Annotated in this window: 11 protein-coding genes; 5 read left to right on the top strand and 6 right to left on the bottom strand. The window is 69.3% G+C overall.

Features of this window, described 5'->3' with window-relative positions:
* Positions 1-30: 30 nt before the first annotated feature.
* Both glnA and CU254_RS04465 read right to left on the bottom strand, forming a co-directional pair.
* Positions 31-1,374 carry a type I glutamate--ammonia ligase gene (glnA, locus tag CU254_RS04470; RefSeq protein WP_009073159.1) on the bottom strand — a complete coding sequence of 448 codons (1,344 nt, stop codon included), beginning with the start codon at positions 1,372-1,374 and terminating at the stop codon, positions 31-33.
* A gap of 64 nt (positions 1,375-1,438) precedes the next feature.
* A complete protein-coding gene (locus CU254_RS04465) occupies positions 1,439-2,728 on the bottom strand; it encodes an MFS transporter (protein WP_037712530.1) in 1,290 nt (429 codons plus the stop codon).
* Between the two features lie 92 nt (positions 2,729-2,820).
* Here CU254_RS04465 and CU254_RS04460 point away from each other — a divergent pair, with 92 nt between their 5' ends.
* Entirely contained in the window at positions 2,821-3,456 is a 636-nt protein-coding gene (locus tag CU254_RS04460) for an LppX_LprAFG lipoprotein (RefSeq protein WP_009073156.1), read from the top strand.
* A gap of 276 nt (positions 3,457-3,732) precedes the next feature.
* Here the strand turns inward: CU254_RS04460 and CU254_RS04455 are convergent, their stop codons facing one another.
* Complete coding sequence (locus CU254_RS04455) at positions 3,733-5,310, bottom strand: alpha/beta hydrolase (RefSeq protein WP_050788110.1); 1,578 nt, start codon at positions 5,308-5,310, stop codon at positions 3,733-3,735.
* A gap of 144 nt (positions 5,311-5,454) precedes the next feature.
* On the opposite strand from CU254_RS04455, the gene secA2 reads away from it, so the two are divergent.
* The 3 genes from secA2 to CU254_RS04440 all read left to right on the top strand — a co-directional run bounded on the left by secA2 (position 5,455) and on the right by CU254_RS04440 (position 10,641).
* The gene (secA2, locus tag CU254_RS04450) at positions 5,455-7,794 is read left to right on the top strand and encodes an accessory Sec system translocase SecA2 (protein WP_037712528.1); all 2,340 of its coding nucleotides are present in this window, start codon (positions 5,455-5,457) and stop codon (positions 7,792-7,794) included.
* Between the two features lie 110 nt (positions 7,795-7,904).
* Positions 7,905-9,626 carry an NAD+ synthase gene (locus CU254_RS04445; RefSeq protein WP_037712526.1) on the top strand — a complete coding sequence of 574 codons (1,722 nt, stop codon included), beginning with the start codon at positions 7,905-7,907 and terminating at the stop codon, positions 9,624-9,626.
* Between the two features lie 481 nt (positions 9,627-10,107).
* Complete coding sequence (locus CU254_RS04440; RefSeq protein ID WP_037712523.1) at positions 10,108-10,641, top strand: methylated-DNA--[protein]-cysteine S-methyltransferase; 534 nt, start codon at positions 10,108-10,110, stop codon at positions 10,639-10,641.
* Positions 10,642-11,706: 1,065 nt separating this feature from the next.
* Here CU254_RS04440 and CU254_RS04435 read toward each other — a convergent pair.
* From CU254_RS04435 to lysX, 3 genes are all read right to left on the bottom strand, one after another.
* Positions 11,707-12,288 (bottom strand): DinB family protein, encoded by a 582-nt coding sequence (locus CU254_RS04435; RefSeq protein ID WP_009073148.1) that lies wholly within the window; start codon positions 12,286-12,288, stop codon positions 11,707-11,709.
* A gap of 7 nt (positions 12,289-12,295) precedes the next feature.
* Positions 12,296-12,889: a hypothetical protein gene (locus tag CU254_RS04430; RefSeq protein ID WP_100266702.1), complete on the bottom strand. Its 594-nt coding sequence runs from the start codon at positions 12,887-12,889 to the stop codon at positions 12,296-12,298.
* Between the two features lie 1,230 nt (positions 12,890-14,119).
* Positions 14,120-17,443, bottom strand: coding sequence for a bifunctional lysylphosphatidylglycerol synthetase/lysine--tRNA ligase LysX (lysX, locus tag CU254_RS04425; protein ID WP_037712520.1), 3,324 nt, complete (start codon positions 17,441-17,443; stop codon positions 14,120-14,122).
* 238 nt (positions 17,444-17,681) lie between these two features.
* Between lysX and panB the strand changes: the two genes are divergently transcribed.
* Positions 17,682-18,569 carry a 3-methyl-2-oxobutanoate hydroxymethyltransferase gene (gene panB, locus CU254_RS04420; RefSeq protein WP_009073144.1) on the top strand — a complete coding sequence of 296 codons (888 nt, stop codon included), beginning with the start codon at positions 17,682-17,684 and terminating at the stop codon, positions 18,567-18,569.
* Positions 18,570-18,581 lie beyond the last annotated feature (12 nt).

The following is an 18,581-nucleotide window of genomic DNA, read 5'->3' as shown; positions in this document are numbered from 1 at the left end:
CCAACGTCGGAGCACGGCCCGGGGCCCGGTTCAGAGCATCGGCAACAGAGTCCGGAGCTCGTACGGGGTGACCGCGCTCCGGTAGTTGTCCCACTCGACCCGCTTGTTGCGCAAGAAGAAGTCGTAAACGTGCTCGCCGAGCGCTTCCGGCAGCAGCTCCGACTTCTCCATCTCGGCGAGCGCCTCGCCGAGGTTCTGCGGCAACTGCGAGTAGCCGGCGGCGCGGCGTTCGGAGTCCGACAGCTGCCAGATGTTGTCCTCGGCAGGCGGCGGCAGCTCGTAGCCCTTTTCGATGCCCTTCAGCCCCGCGGCCAGTATCACCGAGTAGGCCAGATACGGGTTGCACGCCGAATCGAGCGTCCGGATCTCGACGCGCCGCGACGACGCCTTGCCCGGCGAGTACATCGGCACGCGCACGAGCGCCGAGCGGTTCGCCCTCCCCCACGACACCGTGGTGGGCGCCTCGCTGCCGCTGATCAGCCGTTTGTAGGAGTTGACCCACTGATTGGTGACGGCGGAGATTTCCTTCGCGTGGTGCAGGACGCCGGCGACGAACGCCTTGCCGGTCTCGGAAAGCTCGTGCGGATCCTCGGCGTCGTAGAACGCGTTGCGGTCGCCTTCGAACAGGCTGACGTGGGTGTGCATGCCGGAGCCGGGCTGGTCGGTGAACGGCTTCGGCATGAAGGTCGCGCGCACGCCCTGGGTCAGCGCGACCTCCTTGACGACGTAACGGAACGTCATCACGTTGTCGGCCATGGTGAGGGCGTCGGCGTAGCGAAGGTCGATTTCCTGCTGCCCCGGCGCGCCCTCGTGGTGGCTGAACTCGACCGAGATGCCCATCGCCTCGAGCGTCTCGATCGCGTGCCGGCGGAAGTGCGTCGCGGTGGCGTGGCTGGCCTGGTCGAAGTAGCCGCCGTTGTCGGCGGGCTCGGGCTCGCTGCCGTCGTCGGGGAGATTGGCGAGCAGGAAGAACTCGATCTCCGGGTGCACGTAGCAGGTGAACCCGGCTTCGCTGGCCTTCGACAGCTGGCGGCGCAGCACGTGCCGCGGGTCGGCCCACGACGGCGACCCGTCGGGCATCGCGATGTCGCAGAACATCCGCGCGGAGTACGGCCCGCCCTCCGGGGTCTCCCACGGCAGCACCTGGAACGTGGACGGGTCGGGCTTGGCGACCATGTCCGATTCGTAGACGCGCGCGAAGCCCTCGATGGCCGAGCCGTCGAACCCGATGCCCTCGCTGAACGCGCCCTCCAGTTCGGCGGGCGCGACCGCGACGGATTTCAGGAATCCCAGCACGTCGGTGAACCACAGGCGAACGAAACGGATGTCGCGCTCTTCCAAAGTGCGGAGCACGAATTCCTGCTGGCGATCCATGGCCGAACCCTAACCAGCACGTGTTAACGCCATGTTTCACGGGTCACCCACAACGGAGGCGGGTTCACGCCACCTGCGCGACCTGCGATTCCTGGATTTTCCTTGATCGGGTGATCGACAGCGACGCGACCGAGGCGATCACCGCGAGCCCGGCGGCGACGTACCAGGCGACCGCGTAGTCGCCGAGCTGGTCGCGCACCGCGCCGGCGGCGGAGGCGGCGAACGCCGCGCCCAGCTGGTGGCAGGCGAAGACCCAGCCGAACACGATCGGACCGGCTTCGCCGAAGGAGCGGATGCAGAGCGCGACGGTCGGCGGCACGGTCGCCACCCAGTCGAGACCGTAGAAGAGGATGAACGCCCACATGCTCGGCTGGACCGAATCCGTGAACAGCTGCGGCAACAGGGCGAGCGAAACTCCCCGCAAGGCGTAGTAGATGCCGAGCAGGATCCGCGGGTCGACGCGGTCGGTGAGCCATCCCGACGCGATCGTTCCCACCACGTCGAAGATGCCGACCAGCGCGAGCAGGCTCGCCGCGGTCGTCTGCGGCATGCCGTGGTCGTGCGCGGCCGGGACGAAGTGCGTGCTGACCAACCCGTTCGTGGTGGCCCCGCAGATGGCGAAGCCGACCGCGAGCAACCAGAACGTCCGGGTGCGCGCGGCCTGGAACAGCACGGACAGTCCTCGGCGGACAGTGCCGACCTTCGGCGCGGGGCGCTCGACTTCGGTGCCTTCGGGCGCTCCGAACGCGACAGTGCCGACATCGGCGGGGTGGTCGCGTACGGCCAGCAGCACGACCGGGACCACCGCGAGAGCCGCGATGGCGATGACCATCGACGCGGTCCGCCAGCCGTCGTCCACCGCGAGCGACGCGATCAACGGCAGGAAGATCAGCTGTCCGGTCGCTCCAGCAGCGGTCAACACGCCGGTCACGACGCCGCGATGGCGGACGAACCAGCGCGTCGCGACCATCGCCGCGAAGCTCATCGCCATCGAGCCGGTGCCGAGGCCGACGAGGACGCCCCAGCAAAGGATCAGCTGCCAGCTGGCGCTCATGAAGACGGTGCCGCCCGCGCCGAGCGCGACGACGCACAGCGCGGTCGCCGCGACCCGGCGGATGCCGAACCGCTCCATCAGCGCGGCGGCGAAGGGTGCGAAGAGGCCGTACAGCACGAGGTTCACCGAGACGGCGGACCCGATCGTGGCGCGGGACCACCCGAATTCTTCGTGCAACGGATCGATCAGAACGCCCGGCGCGGCGCGGAAGCCGGCGGCGGCGAGGAGGGCGACGAACGCGGCCGCCGCGACGAACCAGGCGCGGTGCAGGCGGCGGGCAGGACGAGTCTCAACGGTCACGAGCAGTCAGTCTGGTGGGCCGGAGGCGTCGTCGACAGTGGCCGGAAGGACACTATCCGAAAGAATCGGGCCAGCCGAGTAGGCTCTCGGCCATGCTCAGCCGACGTGTCCTGCCGGCCCTGCTGCTCCTCGGGCTGGTCGGCGGTTGCACCGCGGCCCCCTCCTTGCCCGCGGCGGACGGGTTGCTCGCCGCCGCCAGGACGAACTTCGCCAAGGTCACCAGCCTGCACTTCTCGGTCGGCGTCAACGGCGTGCTGCCCGGTCTCCCGATGACCAAGCTCGTCGGCAACGCGAACCTCAAGAGCGGCGGACAGGCGAGCGGCAGCGCGGAATTCACCGATCGGTCGTTCTCGTTCACCGTTTCCGGGCATACCGCGACCACAAAGGACACGAAGGGTCGCGAAACGGACGGCCCCACGTCCTTCCCGGTCGACCGGTTCCTCGGCCCGCACGGCGGTCTGGTCCGTCTTCTCGACTCGCTTCAGCAGCCGAAAACCGAAATCCGCGAGACGATCCAGCACATCGACGGCTACCGCGTCGGCGGAACGGTGCCCCAGGCGGTCGCGGCGAAGCTGGTGCCGCAGATCCACGCGGACGTCAACGTGAAGATCTGGGTGACGGTCGCGGAACCGCGCCGCTTCGCGCGGATGTGGCTGCAGGTCCCGCCAGCGACGGAGCGGGACAGCCCGGTGATGTACGAGGTGCTGCTGACGGATCAGCAGCCTTAGCAGTTGCCGCTTCGCGCACCACTGCGCGAAGCGGGTGAAGGCGTCCTGAAACCCGGCAGTCTGGGCGATCAGCGTCTGCGGCAAGTCCTGCGCGGGTTCGCGTAGTCGAGCGGCACCGTCAGCCAGGCACAGTCGACCGACTCATCCGCGTACAGACCCTTCTCGAAAGCGGTCTGCGCTTACGGCACACACGGTCCCCCTCGAGCGCTGCCCGCTGGCTCGCTCAGGCCGTGGCAGCGAGCATCGTCGCCACAACCTTCGCGAGCCAGCGCAACCTCAGTTGGCCTTGCAGCGAGCGCCGTCCGGAGGCGTCGTCCCGTCGATCAGGTAGGCGGTCCCCACCTTGTCGACGCACGCGTTGCCCTGCAGGAACACAGTGTGCTGCGTCCCCTCAAAGGTGAGCAGCGAGCCCTTCAGCGCCTTCGCGAGGTTCACGCCCGCCTGATACGGCGTCGCGGGGTCGTTCGTTGTCGAAATCGTCAACGTCTTCGGCAGGCCTTCGACGTTCGGCTCGTGCGGCTTCGACGTGTTCGGCACCGGCCAGAACGCGCAGGCGTCGCGGGCGGAGCTGGCTTGGCGGCCGTCGTCGAGGAAGGGCGCGGCCTTTACGTATTTCTCCTGGCCTTCGAGGATCTGCTTCGGATCGGTGATGCGCGGATCGTCAACGCAGCGAATCGCGGTGAAGGCGTCCTGCGTCGTGCCGTAGCTGCCGTCCGGATTGCGCTCGTTGTAGATGTCGGCCAGCTTCTCCAGCGTGCTGCCGCGCTGCAGCTTCAGCTCGTTCAGCCCGGTGTTCAGGTACTCCCAGAGACTCTGCTGGTAGAGAGCCTGGATGGCCCCCGTGGTGGCGTCTTCGTAGGACAGCTTGCGGCCGTCGCCGACCGGCACCGGGAAGTCGATCAGCCGGCGCGTGAGGTCTTGGAACTGCTTCGTCGCGTCAGCCGGGTTCTTGCCGAGCGCGCAGTCCTGACGCGCCGCGCACCACTTCGCGAACTCGTTGAACGCGACGCCGAAGCCCTGGCCCTGCGCGACGAGCGAGTCTTCCGGGCTCTGCGTCGGGTCGACAGCGCCGTCGAGGACGAGCGCGCGCACGTTCTTCGGGAAGGTCTCCGCGTACGTGGACCCGATGCGCGTGCCGTACGAGTAACCGAGGTACGTCAGCTTCTCGTCGCCGAGGACGCTTCGCAACACGTCCATGTCCTTCACGACGTCGCGCGTACCGATGTGCGCGAGCATGTCGTCGCCGTACTTCGTCCGCTGTGTGCACTTCGCGGCGAAGTCCTTCTGTTCGGCTTCCTGCTTCGCGACGCCCGCGGGCGAACCGTCGGTCTCGCTGTCGTCGGCGCGGTCAGCGTCGCGCTCGGCTCCGGTCAGGCATTTGATCTGCGGTTCGCTGGCCCCGATGCCCCGCGGGTCGAAGCCGACGAGGTCGAACCGGTCGCCGAGATCCGATTTCGACACCTGGTCGAGCAGGCCCGCCGCGGCGACCATGCCCGAAGCGCCCGGTCCGCCCGGGTTCACCACGAGCGAACCGATTTTCTTGCCCTGGTCGCTGGCGCGGTGCCGCAGCACGCCGATGGTGATCGTCTGCCCGTCCGGTTTGTCGTAGTTCAACGGCACCGTCAGGCGCCCGCACTCGATTCCCTGCGCCTTGAAGGCCGACTGCGCGTCGGCCGAGGTCGCGTAGGGTGCACACGCGGACCAGCTCATGCTCTGCCCGTAGAACCGGGCCAGTCCGGCGGGCACCGGGCCCACCGGGGCGTGCGATTCGACCGTCGGAGCGGGCGCGGCCTGACCGGACTTTGACGTGCAGGCCGCGAGCGTGGTCGCGAGCAGGCCGGCAGCCGCGAACACGACTAACGGATGGACTTTCGGGCTGGCGCTGGGATGACGGGACACGGTTTGATCGTGCCATCCGGGCGCGGAACTCGAACGCACCGTCGGCACGTTGGGCAGTGCGGGTGCGACCGGAGACACATCGACACGAGGAGACCAGGGGTGGCACTGATCAGCCGAGTGGGCAAGCGGCTCCGCCGGATCATCCAGCGGCCGGGCAGCGTCGAGCTGACCCGCTACGAAGCGCTGCTGCCCGCCGTCGAGAAGCTCGAACCGGAGCTGGAGAAGCTCGACGACGCCGAACTCACCGAGCGCGCGGGCAAGCTGCGGGACTCCATCGGCGGGGCCGCCTCGTTCACCGACAGCCAGCTGATCGAGATCTGCGCGCTCGGCCGCGAGGCCGCCCGGCGCAAGCTCGGCGAGCGGGCCTTCGACGTGCAGCTGCTCGGCACCATGGGCCTGCTCACCGGCCACGTCGTGCAGATGGAGACCGGTGAGGGCAAGACGCTCGCCGGCGCGCTGGCCGCCGCCGGGTACGCGCTGCGCGGCCGCCGCGTGCACGTGGTCACGGTCAACGACTACCTCGCCCGCCGCGACGCGGAGTGGATGGGCCCGGTGTACGACCTGCTCGGCGTCACCGTCGGCTGGGTCGAACCGGCGCATTCGAAGGAGGAGCGCAAGGAGGCCTACGGCAAGGAGGTCACCTACGGCGCGGTCGCCGAAATCGGCTTCGACGTGCTGCGCGACCGCCTGGTCACCCACCCCGACGACCTCGTGCAGAAGGCCCCCGAGGTGGCGATCGTCGACGAGGCCGACTCGGTGCTGGTCGACGAGGCGCGCGTGCCGCTCGTGATGGCCGGTTCGATCGACCACAACGACGCCGACGAGGAGGTCGCCAAGATCGTCCGGCGGCTGCGGCTCGGCCTGCACTACGAGACCGACTCCGAGGGCCGCAACGCGTGGCTGACCAGCGCCGGCGCGTCGGTCGTGGAGAAGTCGCTCGGCGGCGTCGACCTGTACGACGAGTCCGGTTCCGACCGGCTCGCCGCGGTGAACGTCGCGCTGCACGCGCACGCGCTGCTCACCCGCGACGTCGACTACCTGGTCCGCGACGGCAAGGTGCAGCTGATCAACGCCGCCCGCGGCCGCGTCGCCGAACTGCAGCGCTGGCCGGACGGCCTGCAGGCCGCGGTCGAGGCGAAGGAGCAGGTCACGGCCACCGACCGGGGCGAAATCCTCGACTCGATCACCGTGCAGGCGCTGCTCGCGCGCTACCCCGAGGTCGCGGGCATGACCGGTACCGCGGTGGCGGTCGCCGAGCAGCTGCGCGAGTTCTACAAGCTCGAGGTCGCCGTCATCCCGCCGAACACCCCGAACGTCCGCGAGGACCTGCCGGACCGCGTCTTCGCGTCGCCGTCGCAGAAGCTGCGCGCGATCGAGGAGGAGATCCGGACGGTGCACGAGACCGGGCGGCCGATTCTCGTCGGCACCCAGGACGTCGCCGAGTCCGAGGAACTGGCGGAGAAGCTGGCGAAGGCCGACCTGCCGTGCGTCGTGCTGAACGCGCGCAACGACGCCGAAGAGGCCGCGATCATCGCCGAGGCGGGCAAGAAGGGCGCGGTCACCGTGTCCACGCAGATGGCCGGCCGCGGTACCGACATCCGGCTCGGCGGCAGCGACGGCTCGAGCCGCGAGGAGGTCGCCGAACTGGGCGGCCTGCACGTGATCGGCACCGCGCGGTACCCGTCGAGCCGCCTCGACGGGCAGCTGCGCGGCCGGTCCGGCCGGCAGGGCGACCCGGGCAGCGCGATCTTCTTCGCGAGCCTCAACGACGACCTGGTGCTGTCGAACGCGCCGGACCTGCCGGACGGCATCGACGCGGACACCGAGACCGGCGAGATCACCGACCCGGCCGCGCACCGGCAGCTCAACCACGCCCAGCGCGTCGCCGAGGGCGTCGACCTGGAGATCCACCGCAACACCTGGCGCTACACCCGGCTGATCGAGCGGCAGCGCGCTGAGCTGCTGGAACACCGCGACAAGGTGCTGCACACCGGGCTCGCGGCCGAGGAGCTGGAGAAGGCGCAGCCGGAGAAGTTCGCCGAGCTGAAGGAAAAGCTGGACGACGCCGACCGACTCGAGCAGGTGTGCCGCGAGGTCCGGCTGTTCCACCTCGACCAGCTGTGGTCGGACCACCTGGCGTACCTCACCGACGTGCGCGAGAGCATCCACCTGCGCGCGCTGGCCCGCGAGACGCCGCTGGACGAGTTCCACCGCGCGGCGATCCCGGAGTTCCACAAGATCATCGCCGAATCGGCCTCGCGGGCGGCGAAGACGCTCGAGGAAGCGGAGATCACCGACAACGGCCTCGATCTCGAGGAGGTCGGCGTGCGGCGGGCGAACACGACGTGGACGTACCTGGTGCACGACAACCCGTTCGACTCGGACTTCGAGCAGACGGTCAAGAAGGTGCGCAGCATGATGCGGATGAAGAAGTCCTGATTCCTGCTTTCCAGTTTCGGAGGGCCTCTCGCCGCGGGCGAGGGGCCCTTCGCCGTTCTCTGGCTCACCTCCGCGTAGTTTCTGTCGGTGCGGTGGGACAGAATGGCGGCATGCCGCAACTGCGCATCGCACTGGCCCAGGTCAACACCACCGTCGGCGACATCGACGGGAACACCGCGCTCACCGTCGAGTGGACCCGCAAGGCCGCCGAGGCGGGCGCGCACGTCGTCGTGTTCCCGGAGATGTCCCAGACCGGTTATCCGGTCGAGGACCTGACGCTCCGGCGCACGTTCGCCGACGCGTCCCGGCGCTCGGTGACCGAACTGGCGCGCCGGCTCGACGAGGCGGGCTGCGGCGAGGTGCTCGCGTACGTCGGCTACCTCGACCACGACGAGGTCGGCCCGCGCGACGCCGCGGCGGCGTTGTATCGCGGCGAGGTCGTGGCCCGGCAGTTCAAGCACCACCTGCCGAACTACGGCGTGTTCGACGAGCACCGGTACTTCAAACCGGGCACCGAACTCGAGGTGCTGCGGCTGCACGGCGTCGACATCGGCATGGTGATCTGCGAGGACATCTGGCAGGACGGCGGCCCGATCTCCGCGCTGGGCAAGGCCGGGGTCGATCTGGTGGTCGCGCCGAACGCGTCGCCGTACGAACGGTCGAAGGACGAACAGCGCCTGCCGCTGATCGCCCGCCGCGCGGCTGAGGCGGGCGCGCCGCTGGTGTACACGAACCAGGTCGGCGGCCAGGACGATCTGGTCTTCGACGGCGACTCGCTGGTGGTCGGCGCGGACGGGACGCTGCTCGCGCGGGCGCCGCAGTTCGTGGAGCACCTGCTGGTGCTGGACCTGGACGTGCCCGCGTCGGGGGCGGCTGCCACGGGCTCGTTCGAGGGCTTGGAAGTGCACCGGCGGGTTTTGACTGACTCGCCGCTGGCTGAGTACTCGCCGCTGGCCGCTCCGACGATCAGCGAACCGCTGTCGGACGAGGCCGAGGTGTGGTCGGCGCTGGTCGTCGGGTTGCGCGATTACGTGCACAAGAACGGCTTCTCGACGGTTACGTTCGGCTTCTCCGGCGGAATCGACTCGGCAGTCTGCGCGGCGCTCGCGGCGGACGCTCTCGGCGGGGACAACGTGTACGGCGTTTCGATGCCGTCGAAGTACTCGTCCTCGCACTCGCGGGACGACGCTTCGGACTTGGCGGAGCGGATCGGTGCGCACTACCGGGTCGAGCCGATCGGCGACATGGTTGATGTGTACGTCAACCAGCTGCAGCTGACCGGGCTCGCCGAGGAGAACATCCAGGCGCGGGTGCGCGGGATGCTGCTGATGGCTCTGTCCAATCTGGACGGACACCTGGTATTGGCGACCGGCAACAAAACCGAACTGGCCGTCGGCTACTCGACCATTTACGGTGACGCGGTCGGAGCGTTCGCGCCGATCAAGGACCTGTTCAAGACGCACGTGTGGCAGCTGGCGCGGTGGCGGAACGAGGAAGCGGCCAAGCGGGGAGAAACGCCGCCGATCCCGGAAAACTCGATCACGAAGCCCCCGTCGGCGGAACTGCGGCCGGACCAGAAGGATTCGGATTCGCTGCCGGATTACGAACTGCTGGACGACGTCCTGGACGATTACGTCGAGAACGACCGCGGGTACGCCGATCTGATCGAGGCGGGGTTCGACCCGGAGACGATCGACCGGGTGGTGCGGATGGTCGACCGGGCGGAGTACAAGCGACGGCAGTATCCGCCGGGCACGAAGATCACGTTCAAGGCCTTCGGCCGGGATCGGCGGCTTCCGATGACTAACGGGTGGCGGGAACGGAAGTCCTGATCCGGGTTTCGGCTGGGCCGGGGTTGAGTCGGCTGGATTTGGCTCGGCCAGGTTGGCTCGGCCGGAGTCGAGTCGGCCGGGGTTGGCTCGGCCAGGTTGGCTCGGCCGGAGTCGAGTCGGCCGGGGTTGGCTCGGCCAGGTTGGCTCGGCCGGAGTCGAGTCGGCCGGGGTTGGCTCGGCCAGGTTGGCTCGGCCGGAGTCGAGTCGGCCGGGGTTGGCTCGGCCGGAGTCGAGTCGGCCGGAGTTGGCTCGGCCAGGTTGGCTCGGCCGGAGTCGAGTCGGCCGGGGTTGGCTCGGCCGGAGTCGAGTCGGCCGGAGTTGGCTGCTGGGTGGCTCGCAAGGTTGCCCGGGTGAGCTGCTGGATTCTGGCGCGTTCGCCGGGTTCTCAGCTCTGGAGGGATTTCCGGGGCAGTCGGTGCGAGCGCAGGGTGGTGTCGTTTTCTCGCCAGTTTCTGTCGGTGCCGGGTCGTACGCTGGCGGTATGACGGTTGGGTACGCGGTGTTCGACACCCCGATCGGGGCGTGCGGCCTCGCCTGGCGGGACGGTGCGGTGATCGGCACCGCGCTGCCGGGGAGCACGGCCGAGCGGACGCGTGCACACCTCGCGAAGCGCTTCCCGGAGGCGGTGGAATCGCCGGTGCCGGAGGAGTTGCGCGTGGTGGTGGAGGATGTCGTCGCGCTGCTCTCGGGTGAGGCGCGCGATTTGCGTGCGGTGCCGTTGGACTACCGAGAGGTGCCCGAGTTCAACCGGCGGGCGTACGACGTCGCGCGGGCTATTCCGCCGGGGAAAGTGTTGACGTACGGGGATATCGCGCATCAGCTGGGCGCGCCGGGCTCCGCGCAGGCTGTCGGGCAGGCGATGGGGAGCAATCCGTTTCCGATCATCGTGCCGTGCCATCGGGTTTTGGGCGCGGGCAAGAACACCGGCGGCTTTTCGGCACCGGGCGGAGTCGAGACCAAACGGCGGATGCTGGTGATCGAAGGGGCGTTTCCGGAGGAGCCGACTTTGTTCTGACGCATCGGCTGTCAGCTCGTGCGGAACGTCTTGGGCTGGCTGGTGTTGCGGGACGCTCGGTCGGATTCCAGCCGCACCCCCAGTGCCGCTGGATGCCGACCGAGCCCACCCCCTTTGTTGAGCGAAAGACATCGAGGCTGCCCAGCACCGCTGAACCACGCTCGTTGGCTCGAGGCCTCACCGTCCGAGCGGGATGACGGGCCGCCCCTCAACCGGCCAAATCCAACCCGCTCGCCAACCGGCCCCTCGTCCAGGGCCGCCGCCGGACCTTGTCCAGCGCCTCGTGCACCTGCCCCTCTGCGACCTGCCGCCGCACACCGTCCGGACCGGCGAGGCGGCGACCTCGGCCACGAGTCGGCTGGCTCCGCGGTACCAGGCCCGGCAGCAACACGGCGAAAGGCGGTGGCGACCTTGGCCGCGAGCCAGCCAAATCAGCAATCGCTCCTCCGGCAGCAACCCCACAACACGGCCGCGGCTTGGGCCGCGAGCCAGCCAAACCAGCAATCGCTCGCCCGGCAGCAACCGACCACGCGGGCCGCGGCTTTGGCCGCGGGCCAGCCGAATCAGCAGTCGCTCCTCCGGCAGCAACCGACCACGCGGCTGCGACCTTGATCGCGAGTCAGCTAGCTTCGCGGCACCAGGCCCGGCAGCAACACGGCCGCGGCTTCGGCCGCGAATCGGCTAAATCGACGGTCCCTAGTCCGACAGCAATCACCCACGCAGTGGCGGCCTCGGCCGCGAGTCGGGCAGCTCGGCGGTCCCGCTCCGACAGCAACCGGCAATCGAAGCCGACCCCATAGCCCGCCCAGGGCCCAACCCAGGCAAGCAACACCAGCCGAAATAGCGCGGCGGCGCGAACGACATGCGCCAGCCACGGCAAACGGGCCGAAGGCGCGGCTCGGGAAGTCCTGCAGCGACACCAACAAGCCCGTCTGCCTACCACCGCCGACTCAGGCCGTTGCAAGTCCGGCCCGTTCGGTGGCCAGCGCGCCAAAGTCAGCCCGGGGGCACCCGCGGTTGGCGCAGGTGCGGCCAACGGAACGAATCAGCGCGCGAGAGTCAGGCTCATTCCGCCGGTTTCCACGGTTTCAGCCAGTCCGTCTCCGGCCAGCCTTCCGCCGCGGCTTGCAGGGGCATGGCGGTGGCTCCGTCCAGGGATTCGCGGACGATGTCGGCGTGGCCGGCGTGCCGGGCGGTTTCCTCGATCAGGTGCAGCAGCACCCAGCGGACGGACCACGCCGAGGCGTCCTTCGGGAACCAGGGCACGCCCTTCGGGATCGGGACTTCCTGGTTCAGGTCCGGGACTCCGGCGATGACCTCCTCGGTGCGGGCGGCCACGCGGTCGTAGGCGGCGAGAACCGATTCCAGCGTTTCGTCCTGGCCCAGGCGGTAGTTCTCCTGATAGGCCGCCATGCTTTCGGCGAAGGGCTTCGGCTCGATTTTCAGGACCAGGTCGATCCAGCCGCTTTCGGTGGACGACACGTGTTTCAGCAATCCGCCGACGCTCAGGGCACTCGCGCTGGGCACGGCGCGCGCCTGGTCGTCGGTCAGGCCGTACGCGGCGACCTTCATCGCCTGACGCTGTTGTGCCAGGAAACCGAGCAGACCGCCGCGTTCGTCGGGGGTCAGGGAGACATTGCCAGCCATGGTGGCCTCACTTCCGCTGTCTGTTGCTCCGCAGCATCGCATCCGCCACCGACAATTTCCGGCCGCTGACCGGAACCGGGGTCTGCAAGCCGTACGCGCCGCCGACCACGACCTGCACCGCGTGCACCACCAACTGCACTCGCGTGAAGACGCCTTCGAGGTGTCCGGTAAGCGTCGACGCCACCACCAGCGCCCACGCGATCAGCACGACTACCAGGCACCCCACCGCACAGGCTCGCCAGCCCGACGGCCACCAAAAGACCAGGCTCAGCGCCCCGACGGCCACGGCCGCGCTCAGCAGATTCGGAGTCACCACGGTCTCCGGGACCCCGGCGTACACCATCAGCACGATCCCGAACGCGGACACCGAAACCGACGTCAGCCGCCCGCTCCAGTGCGTCGGCGCGAGCCGCATGAGGGCGGGGCCGGTGAGGAGGAAGGCCAGACCGCCGATCCCCGTCGCGACCGCGAAGACCGGCTGCGCATAGAACAAATCCCAGACCGGCTGTTCGGTCGGCGACACCCCGGTCTGCATGAAGAACTCCAGCAGCCACGCGGAATATCCCGCCAAACCCAGTCCGAGCAGGACTAACGAAGCCACCCGCGCAGCATGCACTTGCCCACCCTAAGCGAATCTCTGCGACGAAGTGCCGGATGGTGTCACACCCGTGACTTACCGGAGGTTCCGGACACCATCCGCTACCACGAACTCACGCACCGAATCCCTGGTGGAGGTTACCGGATCATGGTTGGCGGACTGCCAATACCTGCCCCGGCGGGGACCTCGGGTTGACGGGGAGAGCTGGGAGGAGAGGCGGCGGGATGGTCACCGATCGCTGTGAGCAGGTCCCGGCGACGGTCGGTGCGGCCGCCGCAGGACATGCTCGGGCCTGCTCGCGGCGAAGGACGGCCGGGGCAGATGGCGATCGGCCGCGGCGGCCCGCATGCGATTGCGGACCTCGCGGGGGTGCGGAGAGCTGCGGATTCTTGCGGTTGCGGCTTCGCGAATAGTGGGCGTGCATGTCTGCGGACGCCGACATGCACGGGTCGGCGGGGCCGCGGGCTCCGGCGGTTGCGGCTTCGCGAGCAGTGGGCACGGTGTCTGCAGCGGCAGACATTCATGGGTCAGCCGGTGCCGCGGACTCCCGCGGTTACGGCTTCGCGGGGCAGCGGGCGCGATGTCTGCAGCGGCAGACATCCACGGGGCAGCGGGAGCCGCGGACTCCTACGGCTGCGGCTACGCGAGCAGCGGGCACGGTGCCTGCAGCGCCAGACATCCACGGGGCAGCCGGTGCCGCGGACTCCGGCGGTTACGGCTTTGCACACTGTGCCTGCAGACGCCGACACCCGCGACTCAGCGGGAGCCGCGGACTCCCGCGGTCGCGGCTTCGCGGAGCAGCGGGCACGGTGCCTGCGGCGCCAGACATCACGGGGCCAGCCGGTGCCGCGGGCTCTTGCGGTTCCGTGAGAAGCAGCCCTGCATCTGCAGTTGCAGACACCAGGCGGAGCCAGCCACAGCCACCGGCTCCTGCGGTCGCAACTCCGCGAGAATTCGGCACCGAGTGTGCAGACGCCGACATCCGCAGGCAGCAGACTCTCGCGATCGCGGTTCCGAGGAGAAATAGGCGCGGGTCCGCACGACAGACCGGCAGGGAGCGGCGGACTCCTGCCGTCGTGATTTCGCCAGAAATCCGCGCGACGTCTGCTGTCGCTGACATCCGCCAGGGCAGCCCAGAGCTGTGGAATCCAGCGGTTCCGCAAGGAGCAGGCGCGGCTGACGGGAAGCACCCGTACGTGCAGCCGCACTAGTCCAGCCGACGAGAAGCCTCCCTCACCCCTGCGGGCGGACGAACGGGAAGAGCACCGTCTGCCGGATCGAGGTTCCGCTCAGCATCATCAGCAGCCGGTCCACCCCGAGACCAAGACCGCCGGTCGGGGGCATTCCGTGTTCCAGCGCCAGCAGGAAGTCCTCGTCCAGTTCCATTGCCTCGACATCTCCGCTCGCGGCGCGCAGCGACTGTGCTTCCAAGCGGCGGCGCTGCTCCAACGGGTCGGTCAGTTCCGTGTACGCCGTCCCGACTTCCGAGCCGAACGCGATCAGGTCCCAGCGTTCTGCCAGGAGCGGGTCCGTGCGGTGCTGGCGGGTCAGCGGGGAGACCTCGGTCGGGTAGTCGGTGTAGAAGGTCGGCAGCACCGTCGAGCCCTCGACCAGGTGCTCGTGTGCCTTCAGGACCAAGTCGCCTGCGCTGGCGTCCTCGGGAACCGGAACTCCGGCGGCGGCGCACAGTTTCCGCAAGGTGGCGATCGGGGTGTGCGAGTCGATTTCCTCGCCTAGAGCGTCCGACACGGCCTTGTGCACCGGAATGACAGGCCAGTCGCCGGAGATGTCGTGTTCGACGATGCGACCGTCGGCGTCGGGGCGTCGCACGATCTGTGCGCCGTACGCGGCTTCGGCGGCGTACTGGATCAGGTCGCGCATCAGGTGCCGCATGGCGTTGTAGTCCGCGTACGCCTGGTACGCCTCCAACATCGTGAATTCCGGGTTGTGGGTCGCGTCCACGCCCTCGTTGCGGAAGTTCCGGTTCAGCTCGAAAACCCGCTCGACCCCGGCCACGCACAGCCGCTTCAGGTACAGCTCCGGGGCGATCCGCAGGTACATCCGCATGTCGTACGCGTTGATGTGCGTGACGAACGGCCGCGCGTTGGCGCCGCCGTGGATGGTTTGCAGCATCGGGGTTTCGACTTCGAGGAAGTCGTCCTTGTGCAGGCGTTCGCGGACGGCGCGGACGACCGTCGAGCGGAGGCGGAGCATGTTCGCGGAGTCGGGGTTCACCGCCAGGTCCAGGTAGCGCTGCCGGACGCGCGTCTCCGGATCGGTGAGGCCCTTTCGCTTGTCCGGCAACGGGTGCAGACACTTCGCGGTGATGGTCCATTCGTCCACGAGCACCGACAGCTCGCCGCGGCGGGTCGTGATGACCTCGCCGCTCACGCCGACGTGGTCGCCGAGGTCGACGCCGCTGCGCCAGCCGGTCAGGTCGAGGACCTTCGCGTCGAGCATCAGCTGCAATTCGCCGGAGAAGTCCTTGATCCGCGCGAAGCACAGTCCGCCGAGGGTGCGCAGGGCCAGTACCCGGCCGGCTACCCGGACGCGTTTTCCGGTGTGGGAATCCGGTTCCAGCGCGGAAAACGCGCGCACGATGTCGCCGAGCTGGTCCTCGCGGGAGAAGCCGACGGGATACGGGTCCACCCCGAGTTCCCGCAGTTTGTCCACTTTGGCCACTCGCACGCGGACCTGCTCCGGGCGGCGCTTGGCGCGCGGTGCGACCTGCGCCGTTTCCTCGTCGATCCGCCGGACCTGCGCGACGAAGTCCTCCCCCACGTTCTCCAGCCGCAACGACCGCGCGCGTCCGGTGGGCACGAAGCCCTCCAGCGCGCCCGCGACGATGCCGACCCTCGGGAGCCGTCGCGCGGAGGAGTAGCAGAGGAACCGCGGTTCCCATTCCGGGCCGTACTTGGCGTTCGACCGGTACAGCGATTCCAGCTGGAAGAACCGCGACGCGACGCCGAGCACCGCCCGCCACGCGCGCAGCACCGGGCCGGCGCCGATGCGCTCGCCTTCGGAGAACACCGCGCGGAACATCGCGAAGTTCAGCGAGATCCGCTGGGTGCCGATGTGCTGGGCGGCCGCGACGACCTCGGCGACCATGAACTCGTTGAGCCCGTTTTCGGCGTCCCGATCACGGCGCATCAGGTCGAGCGAAAGGCCCCGGCGGCCCCACGGCACGAACGACAGCAGGCCGCGCAGTTCGCCGCGCGCGTCGTACGCCTCGACCATCACGCTGCGGCCGTCGCTCGGGTCGCCGAGACGGCCGAGTGCCATCGAGAAGCCGCGCTCGGTCTCGTCGACGCGCCACTGCTGCGCGCGGGCGAGCAACTGCGCCATCTCGTCTTCGGGGATTTCACTGTGCCGCCGGACCTGCGCGGTGTACCCGGCGCGCTGGATCCGTTTCACCGCCTGCCGCACAGATTTCCGCTCGGGGCCGGTGAGGGAGAACTCGCGGACGTCGAGGACCGCTTCGTCGCCGATCTGCAGCGCGCGCAGCCCCGCCGCGGCGTACACCTTCGCGCCCTTCTCGCTCGCGCCGAGCACGCCTGGCGTCCAGCCGTACGTACGCGCTTCGTGGAGCCACGCCTGCACCGCTTCCGGCCACGCGTCTGGGTCGCCGATCGGGTCCGCGCTCGCCACCGTGGTGCCGGCGAGCACGCGGTACGTCACCGCGGCGCGGCCGTTGGGCGCGAACATGACGCTCTTGTCGCGGCGCGTCGCGAAGTAGCCGAGAGAATCGTCCTCGCCGAACTCCCCCAGCAAACGGCGCAACCGCAGCTCTTCCTCGTCTGTCCGAATGCGACGGCTGCGTACGCCGCGGAAGAGCGTGTACAGCGCGGCGGTGGACACGAAGGTCGCGCCGAGGTCGAGGACCACGTCGATCCACGCGGGGCCTTCGCCGACGCCGATCCGGCGCAGCTGCAGGTTCTCGCCCGTGGCGTGGTTGACCACCCAGGCGAACCTCTCCCAAGCATCGCCGAGGCTTCCCGGGAAGACCTCGGTGAGCGCCCAGCCGAGCACGATCACCCCGAGGAACCCGACGAACAGCACCGTGAGGCCGTTCCACCAGGCGCCGGGCGCGAGCCGCGCGGGGAACGCGGGCCGCAGCGCCAGCAGGAACACGATCAGCAGGATCGAGATCACGTCGGCGACGGCGAGCGCGCCCACCCGGGTCGGGATGTGGCGCATCTGGCGAGCGGTGAGAGTCAGCAGGTCGGGAGCCCACAGCAGCAGCGCCTGCAGGACCAGCGTGGTCACCAGTCCGGCGATCTGGAACAGCACGAGCACGTACAGCGCGGCCTTCTTGCGCCGGCGCAGCGCCGCGCCGAGCACGACGAGCAGCAGCACGATCACCAGGCTCGAACTGGTCGGCACGCTCACCACGCCGAAGGCCATGTCGATGCCGTTCAGCAGGTGCCCGTGCCGCCCGCCGGCGAGCAGCAGCACGATCGAAAAGATCGCCGCGAGCTGCACGACAGTGGCCACGAGACCGCCGGCGCGGGCCTTCCAGCCGAGGCTGCGCGGGCGGGCGCTCACTGGGGTTCCCATCGGTACCTTTCTTGCGGCGCGACCGTCGGGGGCGCGCCGGACCTTCTCACCATCGGGCGCATATCGGCCCGATGCCCATCAAGACGTCACAGGAGGCAAAACGGTTGTCGCTCCCCGGCCGTGTGAAGCTGGTCGCACGACCTTGGGGCCCTCCCGCGCGCGTGTCACGCTGTGTCCGGTACTGACTCCACGACCCGGGGACCTCAGCGAGGCCTCGAGGGAAGGACGGTCGACGACGATGTCTGCCCAGTCTGCCCAACCCGACGGCGCCTCCGGCGAGGTGGCCGCCCCTTACGGAAACGGGCCCGCGAACGCCGCCGGTCCCAAGCCGCGAAAAGTCCGGATCCATCATCTGCGCGAGCTGAAGGACCGCGGCGAACCGTGGCCGATGCTCACCGCTTACGACATGTATACCGCCGAGCTTTTCGACGAAGCAGGCATCCCCGTGCTGCTGGTCGGCGACTCCGCGGCGAACAACGTGTTCGGTTACGACACGTCGCTGCCGGTCACGGTCGACGAACTGCTCCCGCTGGTCCGCTCGGTCACCCGGGCGGCGAAACGCGCCCTCGTGGTGGCCGATCTTCCGTTCGGCTCCTACCAGCTTTCCCCGGAGCAGGCGCTGGCCACGGCCGTCCGGTTCATGAAGGAGGGCCGCGCGCACGCGGTCAAGCTCGAGGGCGGGCACCGGTTCGCGGCGCACGTCGAGGCGCTCACCTCGGCCGGGATCCCGGTCATGGGCCACATCGGCTTCACCCCGCAGAGCGAGCACAACCTCGGCGGCTACCGGGTGCAGGGGCGCGGCGAAGCGGCGGAGAAGCTGCTCGCCGACGCGCTGGCCCTGCAGGAAGCCGGCGCGTTCGCGGTCGTGATGGAGATGGTGCCCGCCGAGGCGGCCAAGCGCGTCACGCACGAGCTGAAGATCCCGACGGTCGGCATCGGAGCCGGTCCGGACTGCGACGCCCAGGTGCTGGTCTGGCAGGACATGGCCGGGCTGCGCCGCGGCAAGGCCCCGCGGTTCGTGAAGCGGTACGCCGACGTCGCCGGGGTGCTGCGGAGTGCCGCGACGGCGTTCGCCGAGGACGTCCGGCGCGGCGAGTTCCCGGCGCCGGAGCACGCGTTCCACTGAGCTGCCTCGTGA

Origin of the sequence: Amycolatopsis sp. AA4, from assembly GCF_002796545.1 — a bacterium.
GTDB lineage: Bacteria > Actinomycetota > Actinomycetes > Mycobacteriales > Pseudonocardiaceae > Amycolatopsis.
Note: the sequence above shows the minus strand (reverse complement) of the source record. Positions and strands in the feature narration are given on the sequence as shown.